This window comes from Halobacillus shinanisalinarum, from assembly GCF_022919835.1.
Taxonomy (GTDB): domain Bacteria; phylum Bacillota; class Bacilli; order Bacillales; family Halobacillaceae; genus Halobacillus_A; species Halobacillus_A shinanisalinarum.
Genome location: NZ_CP095074.1, coordinates 499,216 through 525,280 on the forward strand (window position 1 = coordinate 499,216; position 26,065 = coordinate 525,280).

23 protein-coding genes, 2 pseudogenes and 3 riboswitches are annotated in these 26,065 nt (G+C 40.2%); of the genes and pseudogenes, 17 read left to right on the forward strand and 8 right to left on the reverse strand.

Annotation, left to right across the window (positions count from 1 at the left end; translation table 11 throughout):
- Positions 1 to 43 precede the first annotated feature (43 nt).
- The 5 genes from MUO14_RS02680 to MUO14_RS02700 all read right to left on the reverse strand — a co-directional run bounded on the left by MUO14_RS02680 (position 44) and on the right by MUO14_RS02700 (position 3,813).
- The gene (locus MUO14_RS02680; protein WP_244753518.1) at positions 44 to 364 is read right to left on the reverse strand and encodes a MerR family transcriptional regulator; all 321 of its coding nucleotides are present in this window, start codon (positions 362 to 364) and stop codon (positions 44 to 46) included.
- A gap of 168 nt (positions 365 to 532) precedes the next feature.
- Positions 533 to 784: a MerR family transcriptional regulator gene (locus MUO14_RS02685; RefSeq protein WP_304654211.1), complete on the reverse strand. Its 252-nt coding sequence runs from the start codon at positions 782 to 784 to the stop codon at positions 533 to 535.
- A gap of 34 nt (positions 785 to 818) precedes the next feature.
- Complete coding sequence (locus MUO14_RS02690; protein ID WP_244753519.1) at positions 819 to 1,544, reverse strand: exonuclease domain-containing protein; 726 nt, start codon at positions 1,542 to 1,544, stop codon at positions 819 to 821.
- On the reverse strand, positions 1,541 to 2,515 hold the full coding sequence (locus MUO14_RS02695; protein WP_396265797.1) for a DUF294 nucleotidyltransferase-like domain-containing protein: 975 nt from the start codon (positions 2,513 to 2,515) through the stop codon (positions 1,541 to 1,543). The genes MUO14_RS02690 and MUO14_RS02695 overlap by 4 nt, the downstream gene beginning before the upstream one ends.
- A gap of 32 nt (positions 2,516 to 2,547) precedes the next feature.
- A complete protein-coding gene (locus tag MUO14_RS02700; RefSeq protein ID WP_244753521.1) occupies positions 2,548 to 3,813 on the reverse strand; it encodes an ammonium transporter in 1,266 nt (421 codons plus the stop codon).
- A 523-nt stretch (positions 3,814 to 4,336) separates the two neighbouring features.
- A riboswitch (SAM riboswitch) is annotated at positions 4,337 to 4,433 on the reverse strand.
- Positions 4,434 to 4,775: 342 nt separating this feature from the next.
- Positions 4,776 to 4,883, forward strand: a riboswitch (SAM riboswitch).
- A gap of 137 nt (positions 4,884 to 5,020) precedes the next feature.
- On the opposite strand from MUO14_RS02700, the gene MUO14_RS02705 reads away from it, so the two are divergent.
- The 7 genes from MUO14_RS02705 to MUO14_RS02735 all read left to right on the forward strand — a co-directional run bounded on the left by MUO14_RS02705 (position 5,021) and on the right by MUO14_RS02735 (position 15,814).
- Entirely contained in the window at positions 5,021 to 6,157 is a 1,137-nt protein-coding gene (locus MUO14_RS02705) for a methionine biosynthesis PLP-dependent protein (protein ID WP_244753522.1), read from the forward strand.
- Positions 6,158 to 6,269: 112 nt separating this feature from the next.
- The gene (locus MUO14_RS02710; protein WP_244753523.1) at positions 6,270 to 8,132 is read left to right on the forward strand and encodes a bifunctional homocysteine S-methyltransferase/methylenetetrahydrofolate reductase; all 1,863 of its coding nucleotides are present in this window, start codon (positions 6,270 to 6,272) and stop codon (positions 8,130 to 8,132) included.
- Complete coding sequence (metH, locus tag MUO14_RS02715; protein WP_244753524.1) at positions 8,113 to 11,565, forward strand: methionine synthase; 3,453 nt, start codon at positions 8,113 to 8,115, stop codon at positions 11,563 to 11,565. The genes MUO14_RS02710 and metH overlap by 20 nt, the downstream gene beginning before the upstream one ends.
- Positions 11,566 to 11,681: 116 nt before the next feature.
- Positions 11,682 to 11,789, forward strand: a riboswitch (SAM riboswitch).
- Between the two features lie 122 nt (positions 11,790 to 11,911).
- The gene (locus MUO14_RS02720; RefSeq protein ID WP_244753525.1) at positions 11,912 to 12,073 is read left to right on the forward strand and encodes a YezD family protein; all 162 of its coding nucleotides are present in this window, start codon (positions 11,912 to 11,914) and stop codon (positions 12,071 to 12,073) included.
- Between the two features lie 144 nt (positions 12,074 to 12,217).
- Positions 12,218 to 13,423: a cystathionine beta-lyase gene (gene metC / locus MUO14_RS02725; protein ID WP_244753526.1), complete on the forward strand. Its 1,206-nt coding sequence runs from the start codon at positions 12,218 to 12,220 to the stop codon at positions 13,421 to 13,423.
- A gap of 64 nt (positions 13,424 to 13,487) precedes the next feature.
- Positions 13,488 to 14,618: a 5-methyltetrahydropteroyltriglutamate--homocysteine S-methyltransferase gene (locus MUO14_RS02730; RefSeq protein WP_244753527.1), complete on the forward strand. Its 1,131-nt coding sequence runs from the start codon at positions 13,488 to 13,490 to the stop codon at positions 14,616 to 14,618.
- A 146-nt stretch (positions 14,619 to 14,764) separates the two neighbouring features.
- Positions 14,765 to 15,814, forward strand: a complete 1,050-nt coding sequence (locus MUO14_RS02735; RefSeq protein WP_244753528.1) for a homocysteine S-methyltransferase family protein — start codon at positions 14,765 to 14,767, stop codon at positions 15,812 to 15,814.
- A 103-nt stretch (positions 15,815 to 15,917) separates the two neighbouring features.
- On the opposite strand, the gene MUO14_RS02740 is transcribed toward MUO14_RS02735, so the two are convergent.
- A complete protein-coding gene (locus MUO14_RS02740) occupies positions 15,918 to 16,289 on the reverse strand; it encodes a VOC family protein (RefSeq protein WP_244753529.1) in 372 nt (123 codons plus the stop codon).
- Positions 16,290 to 16,387: 98 nt separating this feature from the next.
- On the opposite strand from MUO14_RS02740, the gene MUO14_RS02745 reads away from it, so the two are divergent.
- Positions 16,388 to 16,786 (forward strand): ferritin-like domain-containing protein, encoded by a 399-nt coding sequence (locus MUO14_RS02745; protein ID WP_244753530.1) that lies wholly within the window; start codon positions 16,388 to 16,390, stop codon positions 16,784 to 16,786.
- 366 nt (positions 16,787 to 17,152) lie between these two features.
- On the opposite strand, the gene MUO14_RS02750 is transcribed toward MUO14_RS02745, so the two are convergent.
- Positions 17,153 to 17,377: a hypothetical protein gene (locus MUO14_RS02750; RefSeq protein WP_244753531.1), complete on the reverse strand. Its 225-nt coding sequence runs from the start codon at positions 17,375 to 17,377 to the stop codon at positions 17,153 to 17,155.
- A gap of 623 nt (positions 17,378 to 18,000) precedes the next feature.
- On the opposite strand from MUO14_RS02750, the pseudogene MUO14_RS02755 reads away from it, so the two are divergent.
- Positions 18,001 to 18,165: pseudogene (locus MUO14_RS02755) on the forward strand (DUF4269 domain-containing protein); the annotation flags it as partial.
- A 152-nt stretch (positions 18,166 to 18,317) separates the two neighbouring features.
- On the opposite strand, the gene MUO14_RS02760 reads toward MUO14_RS02755, so the two are convergent.
- A complete protein-coding gene (locus MUO14_RS02760; protein WP_244753532.1) occupies positions 18,318 to 18,920 on the reverse strand; it encodes a TetR/AcrR family transcriptional regulator in 603 nt (200 codons plus the stop codon).
- 89 nt (positions 18,921 to 19,009) lie between these two features.
- Between MUO14_RS02760 and MUO14_RS02765 the strand changes: the two are divergent.
- The 8 genes and pseudogenes from MUO14_RS02765 to MUO14_RS02800 all read left to right on the forward strand — a co-directional run bounded on the left by MUO14_RS02765 (position 19,010) and on the right by MUO14_RS02800 (position 26,051).
- Positions 19,010 to 19,739: pseudogene (locus tag MUO14_RS02765) on the forward strand (SDR family NAD(P)-dependent oxidoreductase).
- Positions 19,740 to 19,843: 104 nt separating this feature from the next.
- Positions 19,844 to 20,578 carry an N-acyl homoserine lactonase family protein gene (locus MUO14_RS02770; protein WP_244753533.1) on the forward strand — a complete coding sequence of 245 codons (735 nt, stop codon included), beginning with the start codon at positions 19,844 to 19,846 and terminating at the stop codon, positions 20,576 to 20,578.
- 213 nt (positions 20,579 to 20,791) lie between these two features.
- Positions 20,792 to 21,478, forward strand: coding sequence for a Na-translocating system protein MpsC family protein (locus MUO14_RS02775; RefSeq protein WP_244753534.1), 687 nt, complete (start codon positions 20,792 to 20,794; stop codon positions 21,476 to 21,478).
- A gap of 117 nt (positions 21,479 to 21,595) precedes the next feature.
- Positions 21,596 to 21,766, forward strand: coding sequence for a hypothetical protein (locus tag MUO14_RS02780; RefSeq protein WP_244753535.1), 171 nt, complete (start codon positions 21,596 to 21,598; stop codon positions 21,764 to 21,766).
- Positions 21,767 to 21,914: 148 nt separating this feature from the next.
- On the forward strand, positions 21,915 to 22,385 hold the full coding sequence (locus MUO14_RS02785) for a DUF2254 family protein (RefSeq protein WP_244753536.1): 471 nt from the start codon (positions 21,915 to 21,917) through the stop codon (positions 22,383 to 22,385).
- Positions 22,386 to 22,677: 292 nt separating this feature from the next.
- Positions 22,678 to 23,919 (forward strand): MFS transporter, encoded by a 1,242-nt coding sequence (locus MUO14_RS02790; protein ID WP_244753537.1) that lies wholly within the window; start codon positions 22,678 to 22,680, stop codon positions 23,917 to 23,919.
- 335 nt (positions 23,920 to 24,254) lie between these two features.
- Positions 24,255 to 25,259 (forward strand): DUF3231 family protein, encoded by a 1,005-nt coding sequence (locus MUO14_RS02795; protein ID WP_244753538.1) that lies wholly within the window; start codon positions 24,255 to 24,257, stop codon positions 25,257 to 25,259.
- A 288-nt stretch (positions 25,260 to 25,547) separates the two neighbouring features.
- The gene (locus tag MUO14_RS02800) at positions 25,548 to 26,051 is read left to right on the forward strand and encodes a CBO0543 family protein (RefSeq protein WP_244753539.1); all 504 of its coding nucleotides are present in this window, start codon (positions 25,548 to 25,550) and stop codon (positions 26,049 to 26,051) included.
- Positions 26,052 to 26,065 lie beyond the last annotated feature (14 nt).

Genomic DNA, 26,065 nt, shown 5'->3' on the forward strand with positions numbered 1-26,065 from the left:
GAAAGAAGGGGGGATTCGCGCGCCAACAAAACTCACTTGGTTTCTAGTCGTTCGCACGAAAATGCGCATTTAATTGACCGCGAATCATTTTTCTACGCATCTGAGATTCCCCTTCTTTCTTTTGCTTATCTTTTAGCATTTCTTTTCTAATTTCAAAAGATTGAACTCCTTCTTCCCGCTTTTCGGCAATTTCCACCAATGTCTCCACATCCGAAAAAGAATATTTGCGTGTTCCGTTTGCCGTTCGCTCTGGAAAGATCAGCTTTCGTTGTTCATTATACCGAATTTGGCGTTCTGAAAGCCCTGTCAATTCCTTGACTACCCCTATAGAAATCACCTTTTTACTTTTATAGTTATCCGCCAAAGTACCTCCCCCTCTAAGCGTCGCTTTTTTAACATTACGTTACCACATGAACAAAAAAACGAGAACAATAGATAAGATAATCTGACTCATTGTTTCAGCTAATCATCAGATTACCTTATAGTACTGCTGTTTTACTTTTTGTCTTACTGGGTTTCTACTAGAAGAGAGTTAATCATTTCTACGATTCTTAAGCATTGCTTTTATGCCCGCAATGTTGAGCCCTTGATCGATTAATCGTTTAATTTCTTTTAATTTTTTAATATCATTGTTTGAGTAAATACGCCAGTTCCCCTTATTTCTTCCTGGTTTAACAAGTCCTTGCTCCTCGTAATATCGGATTTGCCTTCCAGACAACAAGGTCAAATCTTTGACTACACTAATTGGAAAAGTTGCTTCATCATAAGGGATGTCGTTGTTCATACCCCCTTTCCCCCTTTTTTTATAAATAAGAAAATCATTTTAAAGTAGCGATGTGTGTATATACTTCTTTCAAATTAGAAAAGCCTAATGTTTGCATTTCACGGACACATTCGGCCCACAGTTTCGCTGTAGCGACAGCATCATGTAGAGCATGGTGCCTCTTGTCAATCTTAATTCCGTAATGAGCACAACATTCATCAAGTGTAAATAACCTTGACTCCGGTTCAGCTACTTCTGTCAAAAAAGATGTATCTATGATGCGGTGTTGAAAACTTTTCTTTAACGCCATCCAAGTTGCATGCTTCATAAATTGTTTCTCATGATTAGCATGATGTGCAACTAACGCATCACTCTTAATAAATTGATAGAATTCTTTCAACACGTCATGAAGCGTGGCCGCATTTTCAAGAATGTCTTTCGTTATTCCTGTCAAACGTTGAATTTCTTCGGAAGGGGCAGAAGCACTGTAAACAGGTGAATAAAAGGTTTCTTCCAGAATGCGATCCCCCTCCATCTTGACGGCGCCAATCGATAAAATCCGATCCCCCTTATACGGATAGAACCCTGTCGTTTCTAAATCAAACACAACCACTTTTAATTCATCAAATGTACTATCTAAGACATCTTTGGTTTTTAATTCACGCTGTAAATCTCTCATATAAGCAATCTTCTCTGGATCTGTTTGGCTTGATAACGATGTAAAGCCATCCGATCTCCCAGACAACTGTTTTATGAATTGAATCACCTGATCCATAATCATGGAGAGCACTCTTTTTCTACTATTGTTTTGGTTTCAGAAAAAAGCTTATGACCTCTTTTTATCACCTGTTTAAGTTCCTGTTTATTAACTCTTGATAAGGTATCAATCGGTATGAGCTGCACTTCTTTATAGCTCTTCGCATCTTTCCTAAAATACAGACGAAATTCAAGCAATTGTATAAAATCACCTTCAAATCCTTTAACAAATGGATAGATAGGCTGAAGCTCTTTAAACCGTGATAAAGTAGATGAACAACCTATCCTCTCTTTTAAAGCTAACAACCTTATTGCATTTACATAAGGAAAAAAAGCTGTTTGTTTTAACTGAATATTCCCTGCCTTTTCTCCATGCTGCTCTGGAAGCAATTGACCGAACACACCTACTCCTTTTTTTATAAAATCAACATTCTCCACTAAGCGAAGATAGAGCTCCGGCTGATGTTGTAGGATTGTAAATGCCTTATTCTTTAATTTGTTTAAATAGTCTGCCTCTCCAATTAACACACGAGAATCAAACAGGGTTAAAAAATGACGCAGGGATTGCCAACTAGCTTCCGTTAACCAATCTAAAATTTGTACTTTCCAAGCATGAATGGACTGGCACCAAAGTGGATTGGATGCCATTACCATTCCTTCACATCGTTCATAGCCGACAAGGGTTAAACCGTGGCTAATTTCAGCCCCTAACGTCAGGAAATAAGTTTGGCAATTATCACTACTATCATAGATAATTCCATGGTCTTGATCACTCCAAACTGACTGTTCAAACCTTCCCGCACTTCCCATCAGAAAAAAAGCAAAGGGAGCAGGGGGATCCCCACACTCCCCTCGAACTTTCTCCATAGCCACTTGAACCGTTGCCTTAATCAGCTCATCGTGGAATAAGTTTAACCTCCTATGGTCAGTCGAAACAGCATTCAGATTCCGTACACGCCATTGTCTTAATTCTACATAACTTTTCAACACTCGCATCAATCCTTTGTTTCGATTAACAGCGTTTTATCTTAAGCACCTGTTTGATTCGAATTCGGTTGAGGGATGCTCTCTGGGTAGCCATAACCACCGTGCTCACTTAAATCAAGGCCGATTATTTCTTCTTCCTCTGATACACGAAGCCCACCCATCACTTTCTCCATTACTTTTAAGATGATGAATGCGACAGCGAACGCATAAAGTCCGCTACTAACAACACCTAACACCTGTACACCAAGCTGGGCAAATCCACCACCATAGAATAAACCCGCCTGCCCAACGGTTGCTAATTCAGTTGTTGCAAATAGTCCATTTGAAAGTGTGCCCCATACACCGACCGTACCATGAACAGATAAAGCAAAGATAGGATCATCAATTTTCTTCTTATCAAAGAACTTCATACTGAAAAAAACAATAAACCCACCAATCAAACCAATAATAACAGCCGCCCAAGGTTCAACAAATCCACAAGAGGCAGTAATAGCAACAAGCCCTGCTAAAGCTCCATTTAGTGTTGTCGGAACATCCGCCTTGCCTGTGACAGCCCAAACAACAAGCATAGCACCAATTGCACCTGCACCAGCTGCTAATTGTGTATTGAGGGCAACATAACCAAAAAAGGCATCAGCTACACCAAATGTGCTCCCTGCATTAAATCCAAACCAACCTACCCAAAGAATAAGTACACCTAATGCCGTAAACACCTGGTTATGTCCGGCAATTTCATTCGAAGAACCATCTTTATTATATTTACCGATACGCGGCTTTAAAATAATTGTAGCAGCGAAAGCGGCCATAGCTCCCGTTAAATGAACCACAGTCGAACCAGCAAAATCTTGCTTTCCATGCTCAGCTAACCAACCGCCTCCCCAAATCCAATGGGCGATAACAGGATAAACCAAAATAGAAAACAGGACTGCAAAAATAACATAAGCGGATAATTTTGCACGTTCCGCAAAACCACCGAAGGCAATCGTCATGGCAATTGCAGCAAATGCCAGCTGGAAAAAGAAGTCTACAGAACCAGCTAACCCTTCCCCGATCGTTGTCGCATCACCGTAAAAGAAATTAGAAAACCCTATGAATGCATTTCCTTCCCCGTATATTAGTCCATAACCTACAGCCCAAAAGACTATCGATACAATTCCTATGGTAAAAACTGTCTTGCCGGCAATATGACCAGCGTTTTTCATTCTTGTTGATCCTGCTTCGAGTAAAATAAATCCACCTTGCATAAATAACACCAAAACCGTACAGATAACAATCCATAAGTTATTCATTAGAAAAATCTCATCCATTATAATTCTCCTCTTTTGTGTAATATTTATTAACATTGCTTGTTAGATATTAATTTACCAGTATCAAAATATTCGCACAACTAATCTGTCAGATTATCTGACATAGTATTTTTAGAAGAAAAAAAGACCCATCCGATTAGAGTACGATCTTTCAGCGAAAATACTGATGACTGAACGGCTTAGCTAATTAAAGGCGTTATCCAATACACAGTACTTCTACACATGATTGTGATTTAAATCCATTGCTGTTGGTGAAGTAAGCTAAGTTAGTAACCCCGTTTCCTTTGCTACACAACAGTACCCACCAAGGTCCAATGGCATTCGCTACTTTGTTCATCTCAGGAGCAAAGGGAATCATAAATAAACTGCATTATGATTCCTAAGGTGCCCTCCTAAACGAAATAATGATTGTTTCCTTGGCAGCTTATTAATAAGACAACAAAAAAGGCAGCATCTGACCAAAATAAATTTGGCAGTGCTACCTTTAGTTATCTGGTAGTCACTTAATATAATTTTAAATCTCTTCTTATCTATCAAGCACAAGGAGTTAACGCAGTACTATGAATAGTCTGTTGCCGGGGTTACGTTGGGTCAAGTCTCTCCACCCCTCTGGACAAGAAATTATTCTATTTGATTACAGAAAAATATACAGCAGTTAGCTACTGTCATTAAACAAAAAATTTATATGTATCCACTTTAAAGCCTTTTTTTCTTAGTGTTTTAATCGGATTTAAAAAATTATTAAAATTTTTGAATATTCCCTTGATTCCTTGTTTTTTTTCGTGTAGTGTAATTCGCAACCACCAACCATAAAATATCACGTTCAAGAATAACGAAAAGACACAGGTCGCAATGAATCGACCAACAACACTTAAAGCTAATCCTGAAAGTAAAGTAAATACCTTCTTACTTTGTTTTTAAGTTGGTGTAGATCATTCATTAACAAAAAATTATATATTATTCACTTATCAAGAGAGGTGTAGGGACTGGCCCGATGAAACCTCAGCAACCACTGGTTTAACCAGTATGGTGCTAATTCCACCAAGTTTTTTGAACTTGGGAGATAAGAAGAAGGATAGGGTATCGTAAAGTCTTCTTCTTAAGAAGGCTTTTTTATTTTATCTAAACGTACATGTTCAATAATTGACGACTTACCATTCGATAGCTTTGAACAACTTCCATATTTTTTATAAAAAGGAGAATGAAGATGTGTACCTCTCATACGGAGACGAAATTAGTTCATACCGGTAAAAATAATGCAGACTCGACAGGAGCCATTAGTGCTCCCGTCTATTTTTCTACGGCCTATCAACACTCGGGCATTGGTGAATCAACAGGCTTTGACTACTCCAGAACAGGTAATCCCACAAGGGCGATCCTTGAACGCTCCATTGCAGAAATCGAACACGGTGAGGCGGGTTTCGCTTTCAGTTCAGGAATGGCCGCTATTCAAACTGCCTTGTCCTTATTTGGACATCAAGATGAAATTCTCGTTTCCGAAGACTTATACGGTGGAAGTTATCGCTTGTTTGAACACCTATCCGATCAGTACGGACTGCAATTTCAATACTGTGATAGTCAGCATCTATCCAACCTAGATCAGTATATAACTGAAAAGACCAAAGCCGTTTACATCGAAACACCCACAAACCCGCTTATGCATGTGGCTGATATTCCTGCAATCGCTAGAATTGCAAAAAAATATAACCTTCTGCTCGTCGTAGATAACACGTTATATACGCCAATTCTACAGCAACCTTTACTAGAAGGTGCAGATATCGTCATTCATAGCGCAACGAAATATCTAGCCGGTCACAATGATGTTTTGGCGGGGGTACTTGTCGCTAAAGATCCTGACATATGTAAAAAGTTAGCGACCTATCAAAACACAATTGGCGCTGTCCTCTCCCCCTTCGATTCCTGGCTGCTTATGAGAGGGATGAAAACTCTGCCTTTGCGGATGAATCAGCATGAGAGAAATGCGAAGTCAGTCGTTTCCTTTTTAGAAAGCCATCATGCTGTCACACATGTCTTCTATCCTGGCCGTGGTGGCATGGTTTCCTTTCGCCTCGAAGCTGAGAACTGTATTGACCCTTTTTTAAGAAATCTCAACATCATTACCTTTGCAGAGAGTCTTGGGGGTGTGGAAAGCTTCATCACGTATCCAGCGACTCAAACCCATGCCGACATCCCTGAGGAAAAGCGAAAACACTACGGGGTTTGCAACCGCCTCTTGCGCTTTTCAGTTGGAATTGAACATATCGCTGACCTGCTAGACGATCTTGACAAAGCACTAACTAGTTTACGAGGGAAGCAAAGCACAAAGACGCAAGTGCCCCGTTAGAAACATGTACACAAAGGCTGAAAATCACCTCTTTTTTCAAGGATAACCTAAGGAAAATTGCCGCTCAGTCTCTGCAGTACACCGAATTACAAACGAAGACAGGAGGATAATCATGAACCTGAAAGAAGCCCTTCAAACCCGGACATTAGTAGGAGATGGTGCCATGGGAACATTGCTTTACTCTTACGGAATCGATCAATGCTTTGAAGAGTTGAATCTTTCCCATGCCAAAGAAATAATCAATGTCCATAAAGCCTATATAGATGCTGGCGCTGATATCATTCAAACAAATACGTATGGCGCCAATTATATAAAACTATCTCGGTATGGATTAGAAGACAAGGTAAAAGAAATCAACACGGCAGCAGTCAGACTTGCCCGGCAAGCGGCAACAGAAAATCATTATGTGACAGGAACGATCGGCGGTATTCGTGGTATCAAAAAACAAGCGGTATCCCTTACTGAAATTAAACGAAGCTTTCGTGAACAGCTCTACTGTATGCTGTTTGAAGAAGTGGATGGTATTTTAATGGAGACCTTTTATGACTTAGACGAACTCATGACAGTCTTACAAATTGCTCGAAAAGAAACGAATCTCCCTATCATCACCCAAGTGTCCATGCATGAGCCTGGCGTTTTGCAGAACGGTACCTCGCTGACTGAAGCCTTGACGACCTTAGAAACAGCGGGGGCCGATGTAATTGGAGTCAATTGTCGACTAGGTCCTTATCACATGATCCAGTCACTCGAGAACGTTCCGCTTCCTAGTAAAGCCGTTCTTTCTGCTTACCCGAATGCTAGTTTACCAGCTTATCAGGATGGCAGGCTCGTGTACAAGACGAAGGCTGATTATTTCAAAAGCAGCGCCCGTGCCCTTCACAAACAAGGGGCTCGATTGATCGGCGGCTGTTGTGGTACGACACCCGAGCACATTGCGGCCATTGCTGATGAGGTAAAAGGTAAGACGCCAATTGAACACAAGGACATACCTATTCAAAAAGCCGTACCAAAGACACAGCTAGAAGCTAAAAATACCAAGCCCCACCTTCACGAAATCGCAGCAAAGAGACCATCGATCATCGTTGAGCTTGATCCACCGAAACGGCTTAATACGGATCGTTACCTACAGGGAGCTAAGGCACTTAAAGAAGCTGGAGTGGATTCGGTTACGTTAGCAGATAATTCACTGGCCAGCCCAAGAATTTGCAACACAGCGATCGCCTCCATTATCCAGCAAAAATACGATATTAACCCTTTAGTCCATATCTCCTGTCGTGACCGAAACCTTATCGGCCTGCAATCACATTTGATGGGGCTGCATACTCTCGGGATCACCCAGGTCTTAGCAATCACAGGGGACCCGACCAAAATTGGCGACTTCCCTGGGGCAACATCCGTCTATGATCTCTCATCATTCGATTTAATTCATTATATTAAACAGCTGAACGAAGGCATTTCTTTTTCTGGAAAATCACTCGGTATGAACACCAATTTTTCAGTCGCGGCCGCCTTCAACCCGAATGTCCGCAACCTCAACCGTGCAGTTGGCCGACTTGAAAAAAAGATTAAATATGGAGCGGACTATTTCATTAGTCAACCCGTTTACAGTGTGAAGCAATTGAAAGAAATCTATGAGGCAACTAAGCATATATCAGCTCCCATTTATATTGGGATCATGCCGCTTATCAGCTCACGTAACGCTGAATTTTTGCACAATGAAGTACCTGGGATTACACTCTCTCAAGAAATTAGACAGCGTATGGAAAATTCCAGTCATGATCCCGGACGCGCTCAATCTGAAGGAATTTCAATTGCCAAATCCTTAATAGACGCTGCTGTCGAGCTTTTTAATGGGATCTACTTAATCACGCCATTTTTAAGATATGAAATAACGGAAGAACTAACCCACTACATCAAGAAAAAAACTCAACAACGCAAAGAAAGGACGATTGTAAATGGAAGCCCAGTCATTTGAACAACAGCTCTCAAAAAGAATTCTTGTACTCGACGGCGCTATGGGAACAATGCTGCAAAATGCTGACCTTAAAGCAGAAGATTTCGGTGGAGAATGCTATGAAGGATGCAATGAATACCTCAACATTACCTCCCCCCGTGTTCTTGAAGAGATCCATTCCCAATACCTTGAAGCAGGCGCGGATATTATCGAAACCAATACGTTTGGGGCAACAGACCTTGTACTCGATGAATACAAATTAGGTCATTTAGCAGAAGAAATTAATGTTAAAGCTTCTCAAATTGCTAAAAAAATAGCTAAACGTTATTCGAAAAACGGGCATACGCGTTTCGTGGCTGGCGCGATGGGACCGACGACGAAAACCTTGTCCGTAACGGGCGGTACAACGTTTAAGCATTTGACGCATTCTTATGAAGAACAGGCAAGAGGGCTGATCAAAGGCGGCGTGGATCTGCTATTATTGGAGACTTCCCAGGATATGCTTAATGTTAAAGCAGCCTATCTTGGAATCACACGCGCCTTTCGTTCTCTTGGCCAAACGCTTCCCCTAATGATTTCGGGAACAATCGAACCGATGGGAACCACGTTGGCTGGGCAAAATATCGAAGCCTTTTACCTGTCACTTGAGCACATGAAACCTACCGTTGTCGGACTGAACTGTGCAACAGGACCAGAATTCATGCGTGACCATATACGCTCTTTGTCGGAATTAGCAACAACCTCCGTCAGCTGTTACCCTAATGCCGGACTTCCTGATGAAGAAGGGCATTATCATGAGACACCTGAATCATTAGCTAAAAAAGTTTCCGGTTTTGCTGAAAAAGGTTGGCTGAATGTTGTAGGCGGCTGCTGTGGAACAACACCAGAGCATACTAGAGCACTCGTAGAAGCGGTGAAGGACATCAAGCCACGCAAGGCTCCTTCTTCTCATCCGCATGCTGTTTCAGGAATCGATCCCTTTATCTATGAGGACAAAAATGACCGTCCTATTTTAGTCGGTGAACGAACCAATGTGATCGGTTCCCGCAAATTCAAACGTTTGATCTCCGAAGGGAAAGTGGAGGAAGCCTCGGAAATTGCCCGGGCCCAGGTAAAAAAAGGCGCTCAGGTCATTGATATTTGTCTTGCTGATCCGGATCGCGATGAAGTACAGGATATGGAAGCCTTTATGAAACAAGTAGTAAATAAAGTGAAAGCGCCTCTGGTTATTGATTCTACAGATGTTGACGTTATTGAAAAGGCGCTCACTTATTCCCAAGGAAAAGTAATTATCAATTCTATCAATCTTGAGGATGGAGAAGAACGTTTTAAAGAAGTCCTTCCTTTAGTTCAGCAATATGGTGCAGCTGTCGTCGTTGGAACCATTGACGAAGAAGGGATGGCACTTACAGCAGAAAGAAAACTTGCAATTGCCCTCCGATCTCGCAATATTTTGGTGGATGAATATGGCCTTCAAGAATCCGATATAATTTTTGACCCCCTTGTCTTCCCTGTTGGAACGGGCGATGAACAATACATCGGCTCCGCTAATGCAACAATCGAAGGGATCCGTTCGATCAAGGAGAGACTCCCAGAATGTCAAACCATTCTAGGTGTCAGCAACGTCTCCTTCGGCCTTCCACCAGTTGGGAGAGAAGTACTAAATGCCGTCTATCTTTATCACTGTACAAAAGCAGGTCTCGACTACGCCATTGTCAACACAGAAAAATTGGAACGTTATGCCTCCATAGCAGAAAAGGAAATTAAACAAGCGAACGAGCTTCTTTTTCAAACGACTGATGCTACACTTGCTTCTTTTACGGCATTCTACCGAGGCAAAAAAAAGGAAATAAAGGCACCGACTTCGACAATGAGCTTACCTGAAAGATTAGCTCATTATGTGGTGGAAGGAACGAAGGAAGGGTTGATTCCTGACCTTGGGAAGGCACTAGAAACTTATCCGACACCATTAAAAATCATCAATGGTCCACTCATGACTGGAATGGCTGAAGTCGGGCGCTTATTTAACGATAACCAGCTCATCGTAGCTGAAGTTTTACAAAGTGCAGAGGTCATGAAGGCGTCTGTTGCCTACCTTGAACCACATATGGAAAAGGGTGATACGTCAAATAAAAAAGGAAAAATTCTTCTTGCCACGGTTAAAGGAGATGTCCACGATATTGGTAAAAACCTTGTAGACATCATTTTAAGCAACAATGGCTTTGACGTCATTGATTTAGGTATTAAAGTAACCCCATCTGATTTAATCAAACACATTAAAGAAGAGGAGCCAGACTCCATTGGCCTATCAGGTTTACTTGTCAAGTCAGCCCAGCAAATGGTTTTGACCGCCCAGGATTTAAAACAGCAACAAATTGAATTACCGATATTAGTGGGGGGCGCTGCCCTTTCAAGAAAGTTTACTAATACGAAAATCGCTCCTCAATATAACGGTTCCGTTTTCTACGCAAAAGATGCAATGGACGGACTCGCTCTATCAAATCGGCTCAGTAACCAGGAGGATCGCACACTGCTCATTCGTGAACAGCAAGAAAAACAAACTAAGGCTATAGCCAGAAGTCATGAGCAAGCCCAAACCCAATCTGCAACGGCTGTAGCTGAGAAGCCAATATCCAAAGTATCTAAGACTATTCCTGTTTACAAACCGAACGATTTTGAACAACACATTTTACGAGATTATTCTGTTGCTCATATTGAACCTTTTATTAACATGCAGATGCTGATTGGACACCATTTGGGACTAAAGGGTAAATTCTCAAAGTTGCTGGCAGAGAAAAATAATAAAGCACTCCAACTAAAAGAGGTCGTAGATGAATTACTTTTAAAAGCGCAAAAAGAGAACTGGATTCAACCGTCTGCACTTTATCAATTCTTTCCTGCTCAATCCGATGGAGATGACGTAATCATTTATAATCCAGCCGATCATCAAACGATCATCGAGCGTTTTACTTTTCCACGCCAAAACCGTGATCCCTATCTTTGTTTAGCTGACTACTTGCGTCCGATCTCAAGCGGAGAAATGGATTACGTAGGATTCTTCTCTGTAACAGCTGGAAAAGGAATCAGGCAACGTTCCCTGGACATGAAACAACAGGGGGAATATTTGAAAAGCCACGCCTTGCAAGCACTGGCATTAGAAACAGCGGAAGGATTGGCTGAACACATCCATCAGCTCATGCGTGATAAATGGGGATTCCCCGACCCGACAGACTTTACGATGCAAGAGCGTTTCTCAGCTAAATACCAGGGACAGCGGTATTCTTTCGGTTATCCAGCTTGCCCGGACTTGGAGGATCAGAGAAAATTATTTCAATTGATTAGACCAGAACAAATTGGAGTTGAATTGACCGAGGAATGTATGATGGAACCAGAGGCTTCGGTTACGGCCATTGTGTTCGCTCATCCTGAGGCGCGTTATTTCAATGTGCATTAGAGTGTGTGAATAGCAAAGTCCTGTCTGATTTTAGAATAATTTAAATTTTTCCATTAAACGATTGACAAGAAATATTAATACGTGTAAATTATAGGATAATCAAATGAATAACATTTTTCTTATCCAGAGAGGTGGAGGGACTGGCCCATTGAAACCTCGGCAGCAGACTTAACTAAAGTACTGTGCCAATTCCAGCAAGCCGTTCAGGCTTGAAAAGATAAGAAGAGAAAAGTAAACGTTCTACTTAACCTCTTCTTATTACAAGAAGAGGTTTTTATTTTGCTTGCTGATTGGACTTACCAAAGGCAAAAAATAGCGGATTGCATTCTTCAGAGGAGGTAATGGTATGAAAAACACTCTAGAGAAAAAAATTAATGACGTTATATCAGCTTTAGAAAACATAGAATATGGGTCTGTAGCCATAACAGTACATGATGGAGAAATTACACAAATTGAGTGCACTGAAAAAAAGCGGTACCCACTAAATAAAAAATCAGACAATGATTAGCTCAAACTGAATATTGCTTATGCCGATTAGTCAACTAAAGGCATCTTTATCTTCGATACCCATCGGAATATAAAGATGCCTTTTTGATTGAGAAGTTATTTTAGTAAAAATCTTTTAGGCTTTGGAGAGGGAGGAAAACTGACGATGAGTTCTTATAAAGACCAACTGGAAACCAGATTCATTCATGCTTCAACTTATGGGAATAAGGAACAAAAAACAGGGGCAGTAAACGTTCCCATTTACTTGTCATCTACCTATCACCAGGAGAGCTTCGATACGTTTGGTCCATATGATTACAGCAGATCGGGTAACCCAACAAGGCAAGCATTGGAACAAACCATTGCAGACCTGGAAGGTGGTGAAACAGGGTTAGCGTTCGCCTCAGGGATGGCTGCTATCTCTTCTGCCTTTATGCTCCTTTCTTCAGGTGACCATGTTTTAATTTCTAGGGATGTTTACGGTGGAACCTATCGCTTGATCACAGAAGTATTGAGAAGATTCAATATTGACCATACCTTCGTTAACATGACCAACCTGAATGAAACATGTCGGGCAATTCAACCAAATACAAAAGTTTTTTATATGGAAACACCTTCCAATCCTTGCTTAAATATTACAGATATAGAGGGAATCGTAAAATTAGCCAAAGCACATGGCTGTCTAACTTTTGTCGATAACACTTTTATGACACCTCTTTACCAGAATCCACTCCAGTTTGGAGTAGATCTTGTCCTTCATAGTGCTACCAAATTCCTTTCCGGGCACAGTGATATCGTTGCGGGTCTGGCCGTAACTAAGAATAAGGAACTTGGTGAAAGACTATCATTTATTCAAAACTCGTTTGGCTCGATTTTAGGTGCACAGGATGCCTACCATTTAATTCAAGGAATCAAAACATTAGGGGCACGGCTAACCCAATCTTCTGACACAGCATTAAAAATAGCAACCCACCTTAATGAGCATTCTTTCATTAGTGAAGTCTACTACCCCGGACTTTCCTTTCATCCTGGGTACCCTGTACACGTGCGGCAATCGAAGGGGGCTGGTGCACTCCTCTCTTTTCGATTACCTAATAAAACAGCCGCGAAAGCATTTGTTGAACACATTCGTCTGCCCGTTTTTGCTGTCAGTCTTGGTGCAGTAGAGTCGATTCTATCATATCCTGCAACAATGTCACATGCTGCTATGCCAGAAACAGAAAGAGAAGCAAGAGGAATTACCGATGGACTGCTTAGGCTCTCAGTTGGACTCGAGCATGTAAATGATCTAATCAAAGATATCGATCAAGCTCTAGAAGCAGCAACTCAATCGGTAAACAAAAAACGTATTTTATTACAAAATAGGGGTTGATTCAATTACAGTACACTTATCTTGCAAGAGTTCATCACAATCACTAAAGAAAGAAGGAATAATTATGAGTAAAAGTGTAACTTCAGGATTAAAGAACAAAGGAGGGACTGTTCCCCCATTTCGGGCTGATCATGTAGGAAGCTTATTAAGATCAGCACGAATTGAAAAGGCTCGTCTTCAAAAAGCAGCTGGTGACATAAATTCTGCAGAATTACGTGCAATTGAAGATACTGAAATTATTAGAATCGTTGAAAAACAAAAAGAAATCGGCCTTGAAGCCATCACAGACGGTGATTTTCGTCGTGCCTGGTGGCATTTTGATTTCCTTGAGGGATTGGATGGGGTCGAAGGATTTGTACCGGAAAAAGGATTGGAATTTCATAATACCGTAACCAAAGCTTATGGTGTTAAGGTCACAGGGAAGATAGATTTCACTGACCATCCCATGCTTGAAGATTATAAGTTTCTTCATAGTATTGCGGAGTCACATACGGCAAAGTTTACAATACCAAGTCCCAATATGCTTTTCGTTAGAGGGAAAAATATAAAAGAAATCTATGATACTACGGAAGGATTTGTACACGATTTAACTATTGCATACAAAAAGGCGATTCGTGCTTTCTATGACGCAGGTTGCCGCTATCTCCAGTTAGACGACACAGCTTGGTCCCAGCTTTTCTCAGAAGAAGGAAACAGCTTAATTCGGAGGTCAGGATTTGCACCTGTGGAACTGAGTACGATCTTTGCAAACACTATTAATGAAGCTATTGCTGACCGCCCTGATGATCTAAAAGTAACGCTGCACATTTGTCGCGGTAATTTTCAATCAAGCTATTCCGGAACTGGAGGATATGAAACGGTATCAGAGACTATATTTAATGGACTCGATGTCGATGGTTTATTCCTTGAATTTGATGATGAGCGCTCTGGCAGCTTTGAGCCACTCCGCCACGTCAAACGTTCAAATTTGCAAATCGTTCTCGGTGTCATAACGTCTAAGTTTGGAGAACTTGAAGATGCAGATGCAATTAAGAAGAGAATTAATGAAGCTTCTGAATACGTTGATCTCAACCAATTGTGCTTAAGCCCACAATGCGGATTTGCCTCCACAGAGGAAGGAAATTTAATAACGGAGGAGGAGCAATGGGAAAAGCTTAAACATGTTATTACGATCTCTAAGGATGTATGGAAGTAAGTTCTCTAATACATGGAAGCCAATACCTGAGTTAACGGTGCGAATGAAGGCCTTAAAAGAGCGGGAAGATTTCACATATGATCCTCTCCCTCTTTTTTAATAAAAACTATATATGTATGTATTTAATTAAGAAGGGATGATAAAAGATGAAAAGATCATTAGAACAGCGTTTGCAGGACGGACCAGTGATTTGCGGGGAAGGATATTTATTTGAATTAGAGCGGCGAGGATATTTACAAGCAGGGTCATTCGTACCTGAGGTTGCACTAGATAATCCACAAGCATTAAAACAGACCTATCGTGATTATATGTTGGCTGGATCTGATGTCGTTTTAGCTTTTACATACAATGCGCACCGTGAAAAAATGCGCATTATAGGCAAGGAGGACCTGTTGGAACCATTGAACCGACAAGCGATTCGTCTAGCTAAGGACGTAGCAAAAGAACACCCGGAAGAAGAAGCGCTAGTAGCTGGTAACATTTCAAACACAAACTTGTTTAACCCTAAAGACCCACAGTCGATTGCAAGTGTGCGTAGCATGTTTGCTGAAATGGTCGGATGGTGCAAAGATGAAGGTGTGGACTTTGTAAATGGGGAAACCTTCTATTATTATGAAGAAGCAAAAATCGCTTTGGAGGAAATCACTAAACAAGGACTACCTGCTGTGATCACTTTTGGTCTGATGGGAGAAAATATCCTACGCGATGGATACACTGTTGAAGAAGCGTGCCGTTTGTTAGAAGAGGAAGGAGCGCTGGTTGTCGGAATGAACTGTTTTCGCGGACCGGTAACAATGCAGCCGTATGTAGAAAAAATCCGTCAAACGGTCGATGGTTATGTTGGAGCATTGCCGATTCCTTACCGAACATCGGAGGATCACCCTACCTTCTTCAATTTGCCTGACGGAGGCTGTTCTTGCAGTCTTCCAACCGATACAACCTTCCCAACGTCACTGGATCCACTCTATTGTAACCGTTATGAGTTAGCCAAGTGGGCAAAAGCAGCTCATGACATCGGCGTGAACTATATTGGCTTGTGTTGTGGAGCTTCCCCTAGCATGCTGCGGGAAGTTGTGGAAACTGTCGGACGTAGAGCTATAAATTCTACGTACTCACCAGATATGGAGAAACACTTTTTATTCGGAACTGATGATACGTTACAACCCCACATCACTTCTTATAAAGTGAAAGCATAGGGAGAAAAATCCTGTGATCGTGATTCGATCACAGGATTAATTTCTCTGATAATAAGATTTTAGCTTATATTTGACTTAGAGGTGCTCTTATGGGCATCAAATACTAACGGTTGAATTCAATCAAATTCCCATCTGGGTCGCTAACAAATACTTGATGCCAATCTGTTTGGTTAGTGGGTTTATTTAAAATTTCTACTTTATACTCCCTCATTCTTTCAATGAATTTTTCAATATTCCACACGCGAATAGCAAAATGTCCATCTCGGGAGTCGATGGTTCTCGTTCCCCTTAAAGTTTTTCCTTCATTATGTACAATTAAATGAATTTGTGTCGAGCCAACTTGATACCATACCCCAGGAAAATCAAAATCAGGACGGAGTTCACTTTCTTGAAAACCAAGTATCTTCCCGTAAAAATGCTTAGACTTTTCGATATCTTTAACGAGTAGAGACACATGGTGAATGCCTTCGTACATTAAATCAACTCCTTTAATAATGTTTTCAATACCCTATTATACATCTTAACATTTTCTTTCTTGCTCCTGGGAGATGCTGCAGGTTTGATAATGGATGAATGGAAAATGCATTTCTAAAAGGGCAATATAAGGGTATTCATGCTTATGAACACTTTATAGAGAAGTTGAAAGATATCAAAAATGAGTTTCAAAACATCCAGAAAGACCATAAGCAACATGCGTCAATTGTTGAAGAAAGAGTCCAAAATTTTGGGGGCGTGCCAGTAGATGATGAAGGTGTCGTTGGCTCTGTTCAAAATTTCATTAGTCAATGGACAATTCCTGACACAACGGAAGGAATTGTTGAGACCACGTTAAAGGGAGAAGATTACTATGGGATTGAAATTTCAGAAGAGATTGTTAAAGGGGATTTAGATCTAGAGAGTCATCAATTAATTAAAGAGATTTTGGATAAAGACAGACAGCACGTAGAAATGTTGAATTCGTATATTTATTAGGGAAACAAAACATTTTTTTAAAAATGGTATTTCGGGACATCCTCGTTTTAACAAAATAGAACGTTAAAAAAGTTGCTCCTTTAGTACCGTCTGTCACTTCTCCTATTCGACATCCACTTGTGCGACTATATGGTGAATCACATGAGCAATACTATTGACTGGAATTGAATCACTTAATCCAATGATAGTACGAGTACCCCATGTTAAAAAGTAGTTGAAGATTTACTCATAAAAATTCGTCTCATTTCTAGTTACTTGTTGATTTTTGTCGCTCGCAATTAAAAGAATGAGGCGAATTTTTTCTAGGACAAAGAAAAGGGCTGCCCCCAACAGTCTATTGAGACTTTTTGGACAACCCCGATTTCGTTAATAAAGAGGTTGTTGGTTCTGACAAGGTGGAAACCCATTAATATCCTGGATCATGAAAGCATCATATTGCTTTAAGGCGAACTGTGCTTGATACAAGTATTCAATTACAAGAATTTTGTTACCTGATATACCGCACAAAACACCTGATGTACCTTGCCCATTTGTTAATGAAATTCCTACAGGTTGACCTATTAAATATCTAACTTTTTGTTGCCAAGGCACTGCCATCACTCCTTCCAATATAATCATATTACATTAGAAGTAATGGGTGCCTGTATAGTTTAGCGTGTTGGAAACTTAAATTTTAAACGCATCCCCTAAGAGTTATTATTTTCAGTATAAAAATCTCCATTCCCTGTTTCCAGTTTTCAGGCTAACATCATCTTTCTCACTAACTGTAACAATCTAATAACTCTTTGTGACATCTCACGTTTGCTGTAGCTCCTAGTTTTGGCCAGCAGCACGATTAAACAAACCATCCATTTCCTCTCCCCCTCAATAACCGAACATTCGTTCTATTATATCAAAGCAGGTTTGTATGTATACATGAAATTTTTACAAAATAAAAAGCCCCACACCAATTTAATGATGTAAGGCTACACTACCTTATACCTGTATTTTATTAAAGTCGTCTCTAATTTCTCTATATCTTTTGTTTTGTATATGTAGTGTAAAAAGATATATTACCATAATTATCTCGATTTCTAAACTTTTTTGATTTTTACATTATAATACGAACGGGCAGGATTGTTGAAGACTCGATTTCTAGATATTTGGCACATTATTAAGAGGTGGTTACCTGTTTTATACTAATTATGGTAGAACATTGAACACTTAAAGATAAAGTAATTGAACTAAAAAAACAGAGATATAAGACTGAGCCAGCGTTCTGTGAATTATTAGGTATTTCTGGAGATCATTATGAAGACCTGGTTCAATATGGAATTGAGGAAGGGATTATAACAACGTATTGCTCAGATTTTTATAGGCTGCGTACGAACTTAAAGTGAAATATATCTTGATTTCAAGTCTTTAAGAAAAAGGACGATTGCCGCACAAGGTTATTGCCCTTTTTCTATTATAAAACAAAATTTATAAGGCATCTGCTTCGCTATATAAATCTTACTGTTGAATGTGAAATGATTCTCTGAGATATCCTGCCTTACTGGTACATCCAACCGTTAATAAGGTATTGAGCTGCAGTTGTTACTCGTTCTATACTTTCTTCTTGTGTTAGTTTTATTTTAGCAAAGCTACCTTGGTAATACATATGGGCAAACCCTTGGCTAATAGCGAGATGTGCTTCCATTAACTCGACAATCTCGCTCCACGTTGCATACGGTTTAGCTTCCTGAACTACCAACATAAGGAAATTGATCATTTCACGGCTACGTTCATAAAGTTTTGCAGAATGAACACCCTTTACTACAGCAAACAATTCAAAACCGACATTGTATTCAATCGCATACTGTACATATGCGCCGGCAGTCGAAGCCAGCCGATCAGTTGGGTTCTTTCCTGCTGCATTTACCGCAATTCGCATCCTTGATGTGAGCTCTGTTAGGTAAACGACTGCGGTTGCCACAAGTATACTTTCTCGGTCTGTAAAATGACGATAAGGGGCTCCAGAAGATACCCCTGCTTGTTTGGCTACCTTGGCAACTGAAAAACCTTCCAGTCCGACTTCTGCAATCAATTCAAGGGATGTACTGATAAGTGTTTTTCTCAGGTTACCGTGATGGTACTTCGGTCTATTGGTTGACATGTTTTCACTTCCTTGATATTTCTTAAATCTATTATAATATAATGTAATAGATATCTTACATTAAAAACTCATAAAAGGGATCCCTATATATGACTATTACCCTCATCACAGGCGGAAATAAGGGGCTTGGCTACGAACGGCCCGCCGGCTTACTGAACTCGGTCACAAGATCTACATTGGTGCGCGCAATGTAGATCGCGGTCAAAAAGCAGCCGATGAACTCGGTGCTCAGTTCGTGCTTCTAGATGTGACAAAAGATAATTCTTTCAGCGAGGCTACAGCTGAAATCTTAAAAAACGAAGGTCGTCTTGATGTTCTTATCAACAATGCGGGGATTACAGGTGCTTTTTTAGCCTGAAGATGTTACATCAGACGTAATGCGACAGATTTATGAAACAAACGTGTTTGGTACTGTCCGTGTGACAAATGCTTTTCTACCCTTGCTTAGAAAATCAGATGCACCTACTATCGTCAACGTTTCCAGTGGGTTAGGATCATTGGGAATGGTGACAAATCCTGATACTTTGGAGTCAAAGGTAAATGCTCTTGCCTACACTTCCTCAAAATTTGCTGTTACCATGCTCACTGTGCAATACGCGAAAGGATTGCCTGATATTCGTATCAATGCTGCAGATCCGGGAGCCACAGCTACCGATCTCAATGGACATGCCGGACACCAAACAGTACAAGAAGGAACGGATGCAATTGTAAACCTTGCTACCATTGGGAAGGAAGGACGGACCGACAGGCACATTCATTGATCGCACATCTAGCGACATTAAAGCAGAACTGACTGAACTTAACAAGCATGTTATATAGTCCTAAAACCTGCAAGAATGCAAATCGAAACGAGGATAGAATGTATGTTAACCATAAATAAATGTGATTTTGGAGAGGTCTCTCCAGAAAGGAGAACGAAATAAATGAAACTTTTTCTGATGAAAGTGGGCAAGGTGCGCCCACCACAAAAACATTCTAGTGAAGAACTCCCTGTACCTGCCTATTTAATAGAAACCGACTCAAATGAATACATTCTGATAGATACAGGCCTTTCTCAAAGTCTTGTTGGAAAGTATCGTCATACCCCCTATTTGCCTCACATCATGGATGAGCCCGATTATGTTGGGCATCAATTAGCCACTTTGGGGATAACACCACAGGACATTCGCTATGTGATTTGCACCCATTTTGACCCCGATCATGCGGGTAACCTGGCCTCATTTAAAAACTCTGAGATTGTGGTTCAGCGACGTCTATATCATGCTGCCATAAAAGGAGAAGTAGATCGCTTTAGGATGACTGAAGATCAATGGGGCGCCTCTGGAATTCGCTTTCTACTGTTGGATGGCGATACCGAGATTGTACCTGGGGTAACGCTTTTAGAAAGCAGCGGCCATGCTCCTGGTCATCAGTCCGTTCTTATCAATCTTCCACACACGGGCCCTGTATTGCTTGCTATCGATGCTATACCTTCTCAGAATCATACCGATCCTGCAACGCGGCCTATCGAACCATTTGATATCGATGAGTCACTTGTACGGGAAAGCACAAAAAAACTGAGCGGTATCAAGCAGTCTGAACACGTTGCACTAACAATTTATGGACACGACTTTGAACAATGGCAGAACCTACGACTTTCTCCTGATTTTTATGATTGAACGAGCATAATTTTTCACCAGTCCTCAATTTCTTATAGAAAAAGTACTTCAAAAAAGTTTATTGAAAACGGTTTGAATTTGAAATCCATAATGACTATTTAGTATATCAAATTGTGTGAATAACTTTATGACTTGATAATAGAAAAGGTTGTGTTTATAATAATTGACTGAGATTGGAATAAAAAAGTCTGGTCTTCATAAAGGATGAATTTCATGGAAAAGAAAACATTGCAATCAGAAGTAGCGAGCTACATAGGAAAGTTATTCAGGGATAACTTTGGAAAGGGGCCTACATCCGTATATGTCTCTATTGATGGTCCATATATCACGGTGTATCTTCGCGAGTTTTTAGCCCCTATGGAGCGCGTACTGGTTGGTCAGGATCATTATATGAAGGTAGAGGAGACACGAGACTTATTGATGACTGAACTTCTGCCCGAGATAAAAGCCACACTTAAACTTATGACCGGGCTAAAAGTCGACGAAATTTTCTATGACTGGTCTCTATCCGCCCACTCTGGTATGCTATTAGGTGTGCTTGCTAATGAGAATGAAGAAGATGAAGGTCTTCCTAACTACACAACCAAGGAAAAAATACATGAAGAGATTATCCGTGTAAGCGAACAGGCAGAAAAAGCACCGGAACATGTCGATTCATATATGTTGAATTCGCGTACACTCTTGATTGTTCGTGATGGTATTCTTGTCAGAATAGAAAAAGAGTTAATTCGCTCTGGATTTGGAGAGACATTAAAACTGACTAAACGAAAGCTTGAAAAAACACTATTAAGACAGTCCTACTGCGAAAGTATTTTAGATAAACAAGTTATCGATGTCTTTGCGGATTGGGACTTTCACAAAGATAAAAGCTATATACTTTTTATCCTAAAACCAAACTAAATACTAGGTAGAAATGAGCTAGACAAATAGAGCTGGACATAAGCCGAAAAGATATCACATCTTTTCGGCTTTTTTATTTTTTAAAGAAATAGATAGTTTTTGATAGGAGGAGACACAATGCCATTTACAATTATTGCTACAGATGCTAATAGATTTAGGGTTGAAATTGCTCAAAATGAAAAGGAGCTTTGTTTTCAAAGCTATGAAGAAGCCAAGTCTTTTCTGGATCATGTAAAAGAAGCTAATGTTTTACCAGAAAAATATGATTTTATCATAGAAGAAAGGTAAATATCACTCTATAAAGGTTTTAGTAAGGATCGTTCTAATAGGATTTACACATGTCATCCATTCGTCCTTAAAGTTTGGTTTATGGTTCCTTTTGAGCGAATATCAGATTAATTACATCACGATCAGGAAGGAGATATATACATGGTACTTGATTTATTACCTGTATCACTTAAAAAAATATTTACAAATGTCGAAAAGACAACGGAAAATGCAGATGACCCTTTGGTACATGCACATTATTTATATTGGTTTAGCCCTTTTCCTTGTTGCTGCAACTCTATTTATGGATCTAGTTGTAGATTTAGCGCCGTACGCCCAAGAACTCTTTCATTTTAGTGCTTCAGTTACGAGAACACTAGTAAGTACATTGATTGGAGGGATTTTAACACTAAGTGCTTTCACATTAAACTCTTTACTCGTTGTTCTAACTACATTCAGCGGCCAATTTTTACCTCGGATGCTGCTTAACTTTATTTCTGACAAGCAGACACAACATGCTCTTGGCATTTTCAATGGAAGCTTTATCTATGTACTCGTATTGTCCTGGTTTATCGGAAGTTCCGAAAAGGAAGTCTTTGTTACTGTGCCTATGGTAAAATGTCTAGATACAGTCTTTTAACATGGATTCAATAGTATTAATAAAATTAAATTTCGATGAATTAAGACAAAGAAGTATAAAATTATGGTCAGATAATCAGTTTAAACCTCTCTCTTAACCTGAATATGTTTAATCATCGTGGTGCTTTTAAGCAACTCAAAAATTCTATTGTCAGGTTTTTTCTTGTTTTTCTGGATCCCGGGTACCGGAATTCCTCTCTCATCCCTGGTATCCCCTTCTCACCCCGGTTTAAATAAAATTAAATATGGTTATATAGTATTAAATAGATGATAGGAGCAGGAAAGGTGAAGATATGAGCAAACCAACCAAAACGTTAGGATTAATCACAGCACCAGGATACCCGAATAAATTAGGAAAAGATTTAAAATGTGAACTGTCTGATTTGCTCAATTATTATGTGAGTGAGAGATACAATTGGAATATAGAATATATAGAGGATGCTCTAACTGGCGGAACGGCTAATTCACTGGAAGTGCTGGGGGCCACCTTAGATATAAAGAGCGATAAGGAATGGGATTTTGCGATCTCCCTCACTGATTTACCCTTATTTAAAGGAAAGAAACCGATTGTTGCCGAGGCTTTTGAGGACGAGAATGTCGCCTTGATCAGCCTTCCCGGTCTTGGGTCTATCCCCATGTACAAACGCATACGCGAATCGATTTTACAATTAGTTAATGAGATGTACTATGGAAGTTCAGATGAAGACCGAGAGCAGGCAGAACAGCGAATTCAGGCTAAAGACGATGACAAACACGAAGAATTGAAAAATAAAAAATCTACGAGACTGGTCGGAAAACGTGCATTTGAGATTCTGTCTCCTATTCAGCGAGAAACACCGGAAGAGCATGAATCTAAGGTCGATGTTCGCTTCACTATAAAGTCACGTGTGAGCGGTGCCTTACGAATTCTGTCAGGGATGGTGCGTGCTAACCGTCCGTGGGCTATGTTTCCAGCTTTTATGAAGATCATCATCATTGCGTTTACTACGGGTTCGTACGCCCTTGTTTTTCCGACGTTATGGAAGCTCAGTAATGATTACAGCACATGGCGTATGTTCATACTTTCGATCACTTCTATATTGGCCATGGTCGTTTGGGTCATTCTGGCGCACCGGTTATGGGAAAGAAAGGCTGATGGAAAATCCGATTATATAAGAAAGTTATACAATGCCGCGACTTTTTTCACACTTTTTTGTACGGTCACTATGTATTATCTGATATTATTTCTCCTGTTTTCTGTCGCTGTTATCGTCCTTATTCCAATAGGTATGCTCGAATCTCAGTTATCCGGAAGTATAGGGTATATCAACTACTTCTACATTGCTTGGACAGCAACAAGTATCTCTACCATCATCGGCGCGCTAGGGTCTGCCCTTGAAAATGAAGAGGTCGTCCTGGCTTCCACTTATGGCTACCGCCAGCGTCAGCGTTATGAAAAGATTAAGGATTTAAAAGAAGAGAGGAAAGAAGCGGAGGAAGAGAAAAAAGAGGCAGTTCAGGAAAAGAAAGAAGCAGCTCAAGAGAAAAGAAGCTGAAGAAAAGCAAGCTTAAACTAAGCCCTGCCTTGGAATAATGAATGGAAAAAACTGCTGGTGTTCGTGGGCTTAAAAAGAAATTAGAAGATAAAAATAAAGTAAATCGTTTTTTGAAAAATAGACTATTTATTCCTTAAACGGAGCGCAATTTTGAAATAAGGCTTGCGCTCTTTCTTTGTAAAAAGTGGCGCGTTCTGAATAAGATCTGATGAATCGAATGATTTATTATTCAAGTAATACGCAGGTTTCCTTAAAAGAGGGAAACCTGATGTGCTAGTAAAACATAAAATTTCTTATTTGGGGAAAATTAATCTTAAAGAACGGAGGGATTTCGCATGGAAATCAATCATAATCCAAATTTGACATCTGCAGAATTATCATCACTTTGGGGAGCTTATCAGAATGACACGTTAGGAAAATGTACGATATCGTATCTCTTAGAAACGACGGAGGATGATGATGTACGCGCTGTATTAGCCTATGGGTTAGAATTGGCTGAAAAGCATATTCAAGTTTTAACGAATATTTTTCATAAAGAAAAGCTTCCTGTCCCACAAGGATTCGGGGAACAGGATGTTAACTTACAATCCCCACGTCTGTTTTCAGATCCGTTTATGCTTCTATATATCCAGCAGATGGGCGCGTTGGGTTTAAACACCTACAGTATCGCCTTGCCTAACGCTGCCAGAAATGATATTCGGGACTATTTTACGCACTGCATACAGTCATCGTCAGAACTGTTTAACCGAGCAACGGAAGTCATGCAGACTAAAGGGATTTTTATTCGTCCTCCTTATATTCCTTATCCTCAACAAGTTGATTTCATTCATAGCAAGCAATTTTTAGCCGGATGGCTGGGTGAGCAACGTCCGTTGTCTTCCGTTGAAATTTCCTTTCTGTTTTTTAATTTGCAGCGAAATGTATTAGGAAGGGGATTAATTACGGGGTTTAGTCAAGTAGCCAATGATAAGAAAGTCCGTAATTATATGCTCCGTGGTGCTGAAATAGCAGCCCATCATAGTAAGGTTGTATCTAAATTTCTAGATGAAAGCAATCTAATGACTCCAAGTACATCCGATGCCATGCCGACCGAATCAAAGGTATCTCCATTCTCGGATAAACTGATGATGCTACATATTACAGCCTTAAACAGTTCTTCAATCGGTTATTATGGATCAAGTGCAGGAGCTTCTCCGAGAAAAGATGTTGCAGGGGCGTATGTACGCATGATGGCGGAAGTAGGCGAGTATGCTTCGGAGGGTTCGAAGTTAATGATTAAGAAGGGATGGCTTGAGAAACCGCCAATGGCCCCCGACCGAAAAGACTTGGCAAAAGGGTAGAATGATCAGGAAGGGATAATTGGATTGTCACGTTCCATGGGGAATGATTACTTAATAGATCAAGAAGTATGGGATAGAAAAAGGGGCTTGGAATCCAAGCTCCTTTTGTGAACTATAATGTGAAATATTTGTGTTTTAGGACTTCTTGCTTTGTAGTTCCAAATAAAATATTTACTCGTAGTTATCATCCCAGGCATCGAACAAAATTCCAGGTTCATATCTACCTACCGAATGGGTAACCTAAGATTACTGATGCCTTCATGGCAAGTATTTTAAGGCGGTGTTCAAATGCATATTCTCATAGTTGTTTGGGCAATATTAGCTGCATGGCGTTGGGCAGATTGGAGTCGATTTCACGACTTTCATGCGACTATTATCTATATGTCGGCTATGGATTTACTATACTTCTTATTAACTGTCGATTACCATTTATGGACGGTGCAATCCAATTTAGGATTCCCCCAAACTGTAGTAGCCTTGTTTTACACTTTTATTGTTTTCCCATGTACGGTAATTCTCTTCCTATCAAATTACCCTCATAAGCTTGGAAAACAAGTCCTGCATATTGGAAAATGGGTCATTATTTACATAGGGATTGAATGGATCGGCTACCTAAATGGCAGTATTTATTATGAACATGGTTGGTCATTGGGGTGGTCGTTCTTATTTGTGATCATAATGTTTCCTATGTTACGGCTCCATTATAAGCAACCTATTCTGGCCTATCTCGCTTCAGTTATCATTATTAGCTTTCTAATTTCCTCGTTTGATGTCCCCTGGATGGGTTTTTAATTAAATGTCGTTAT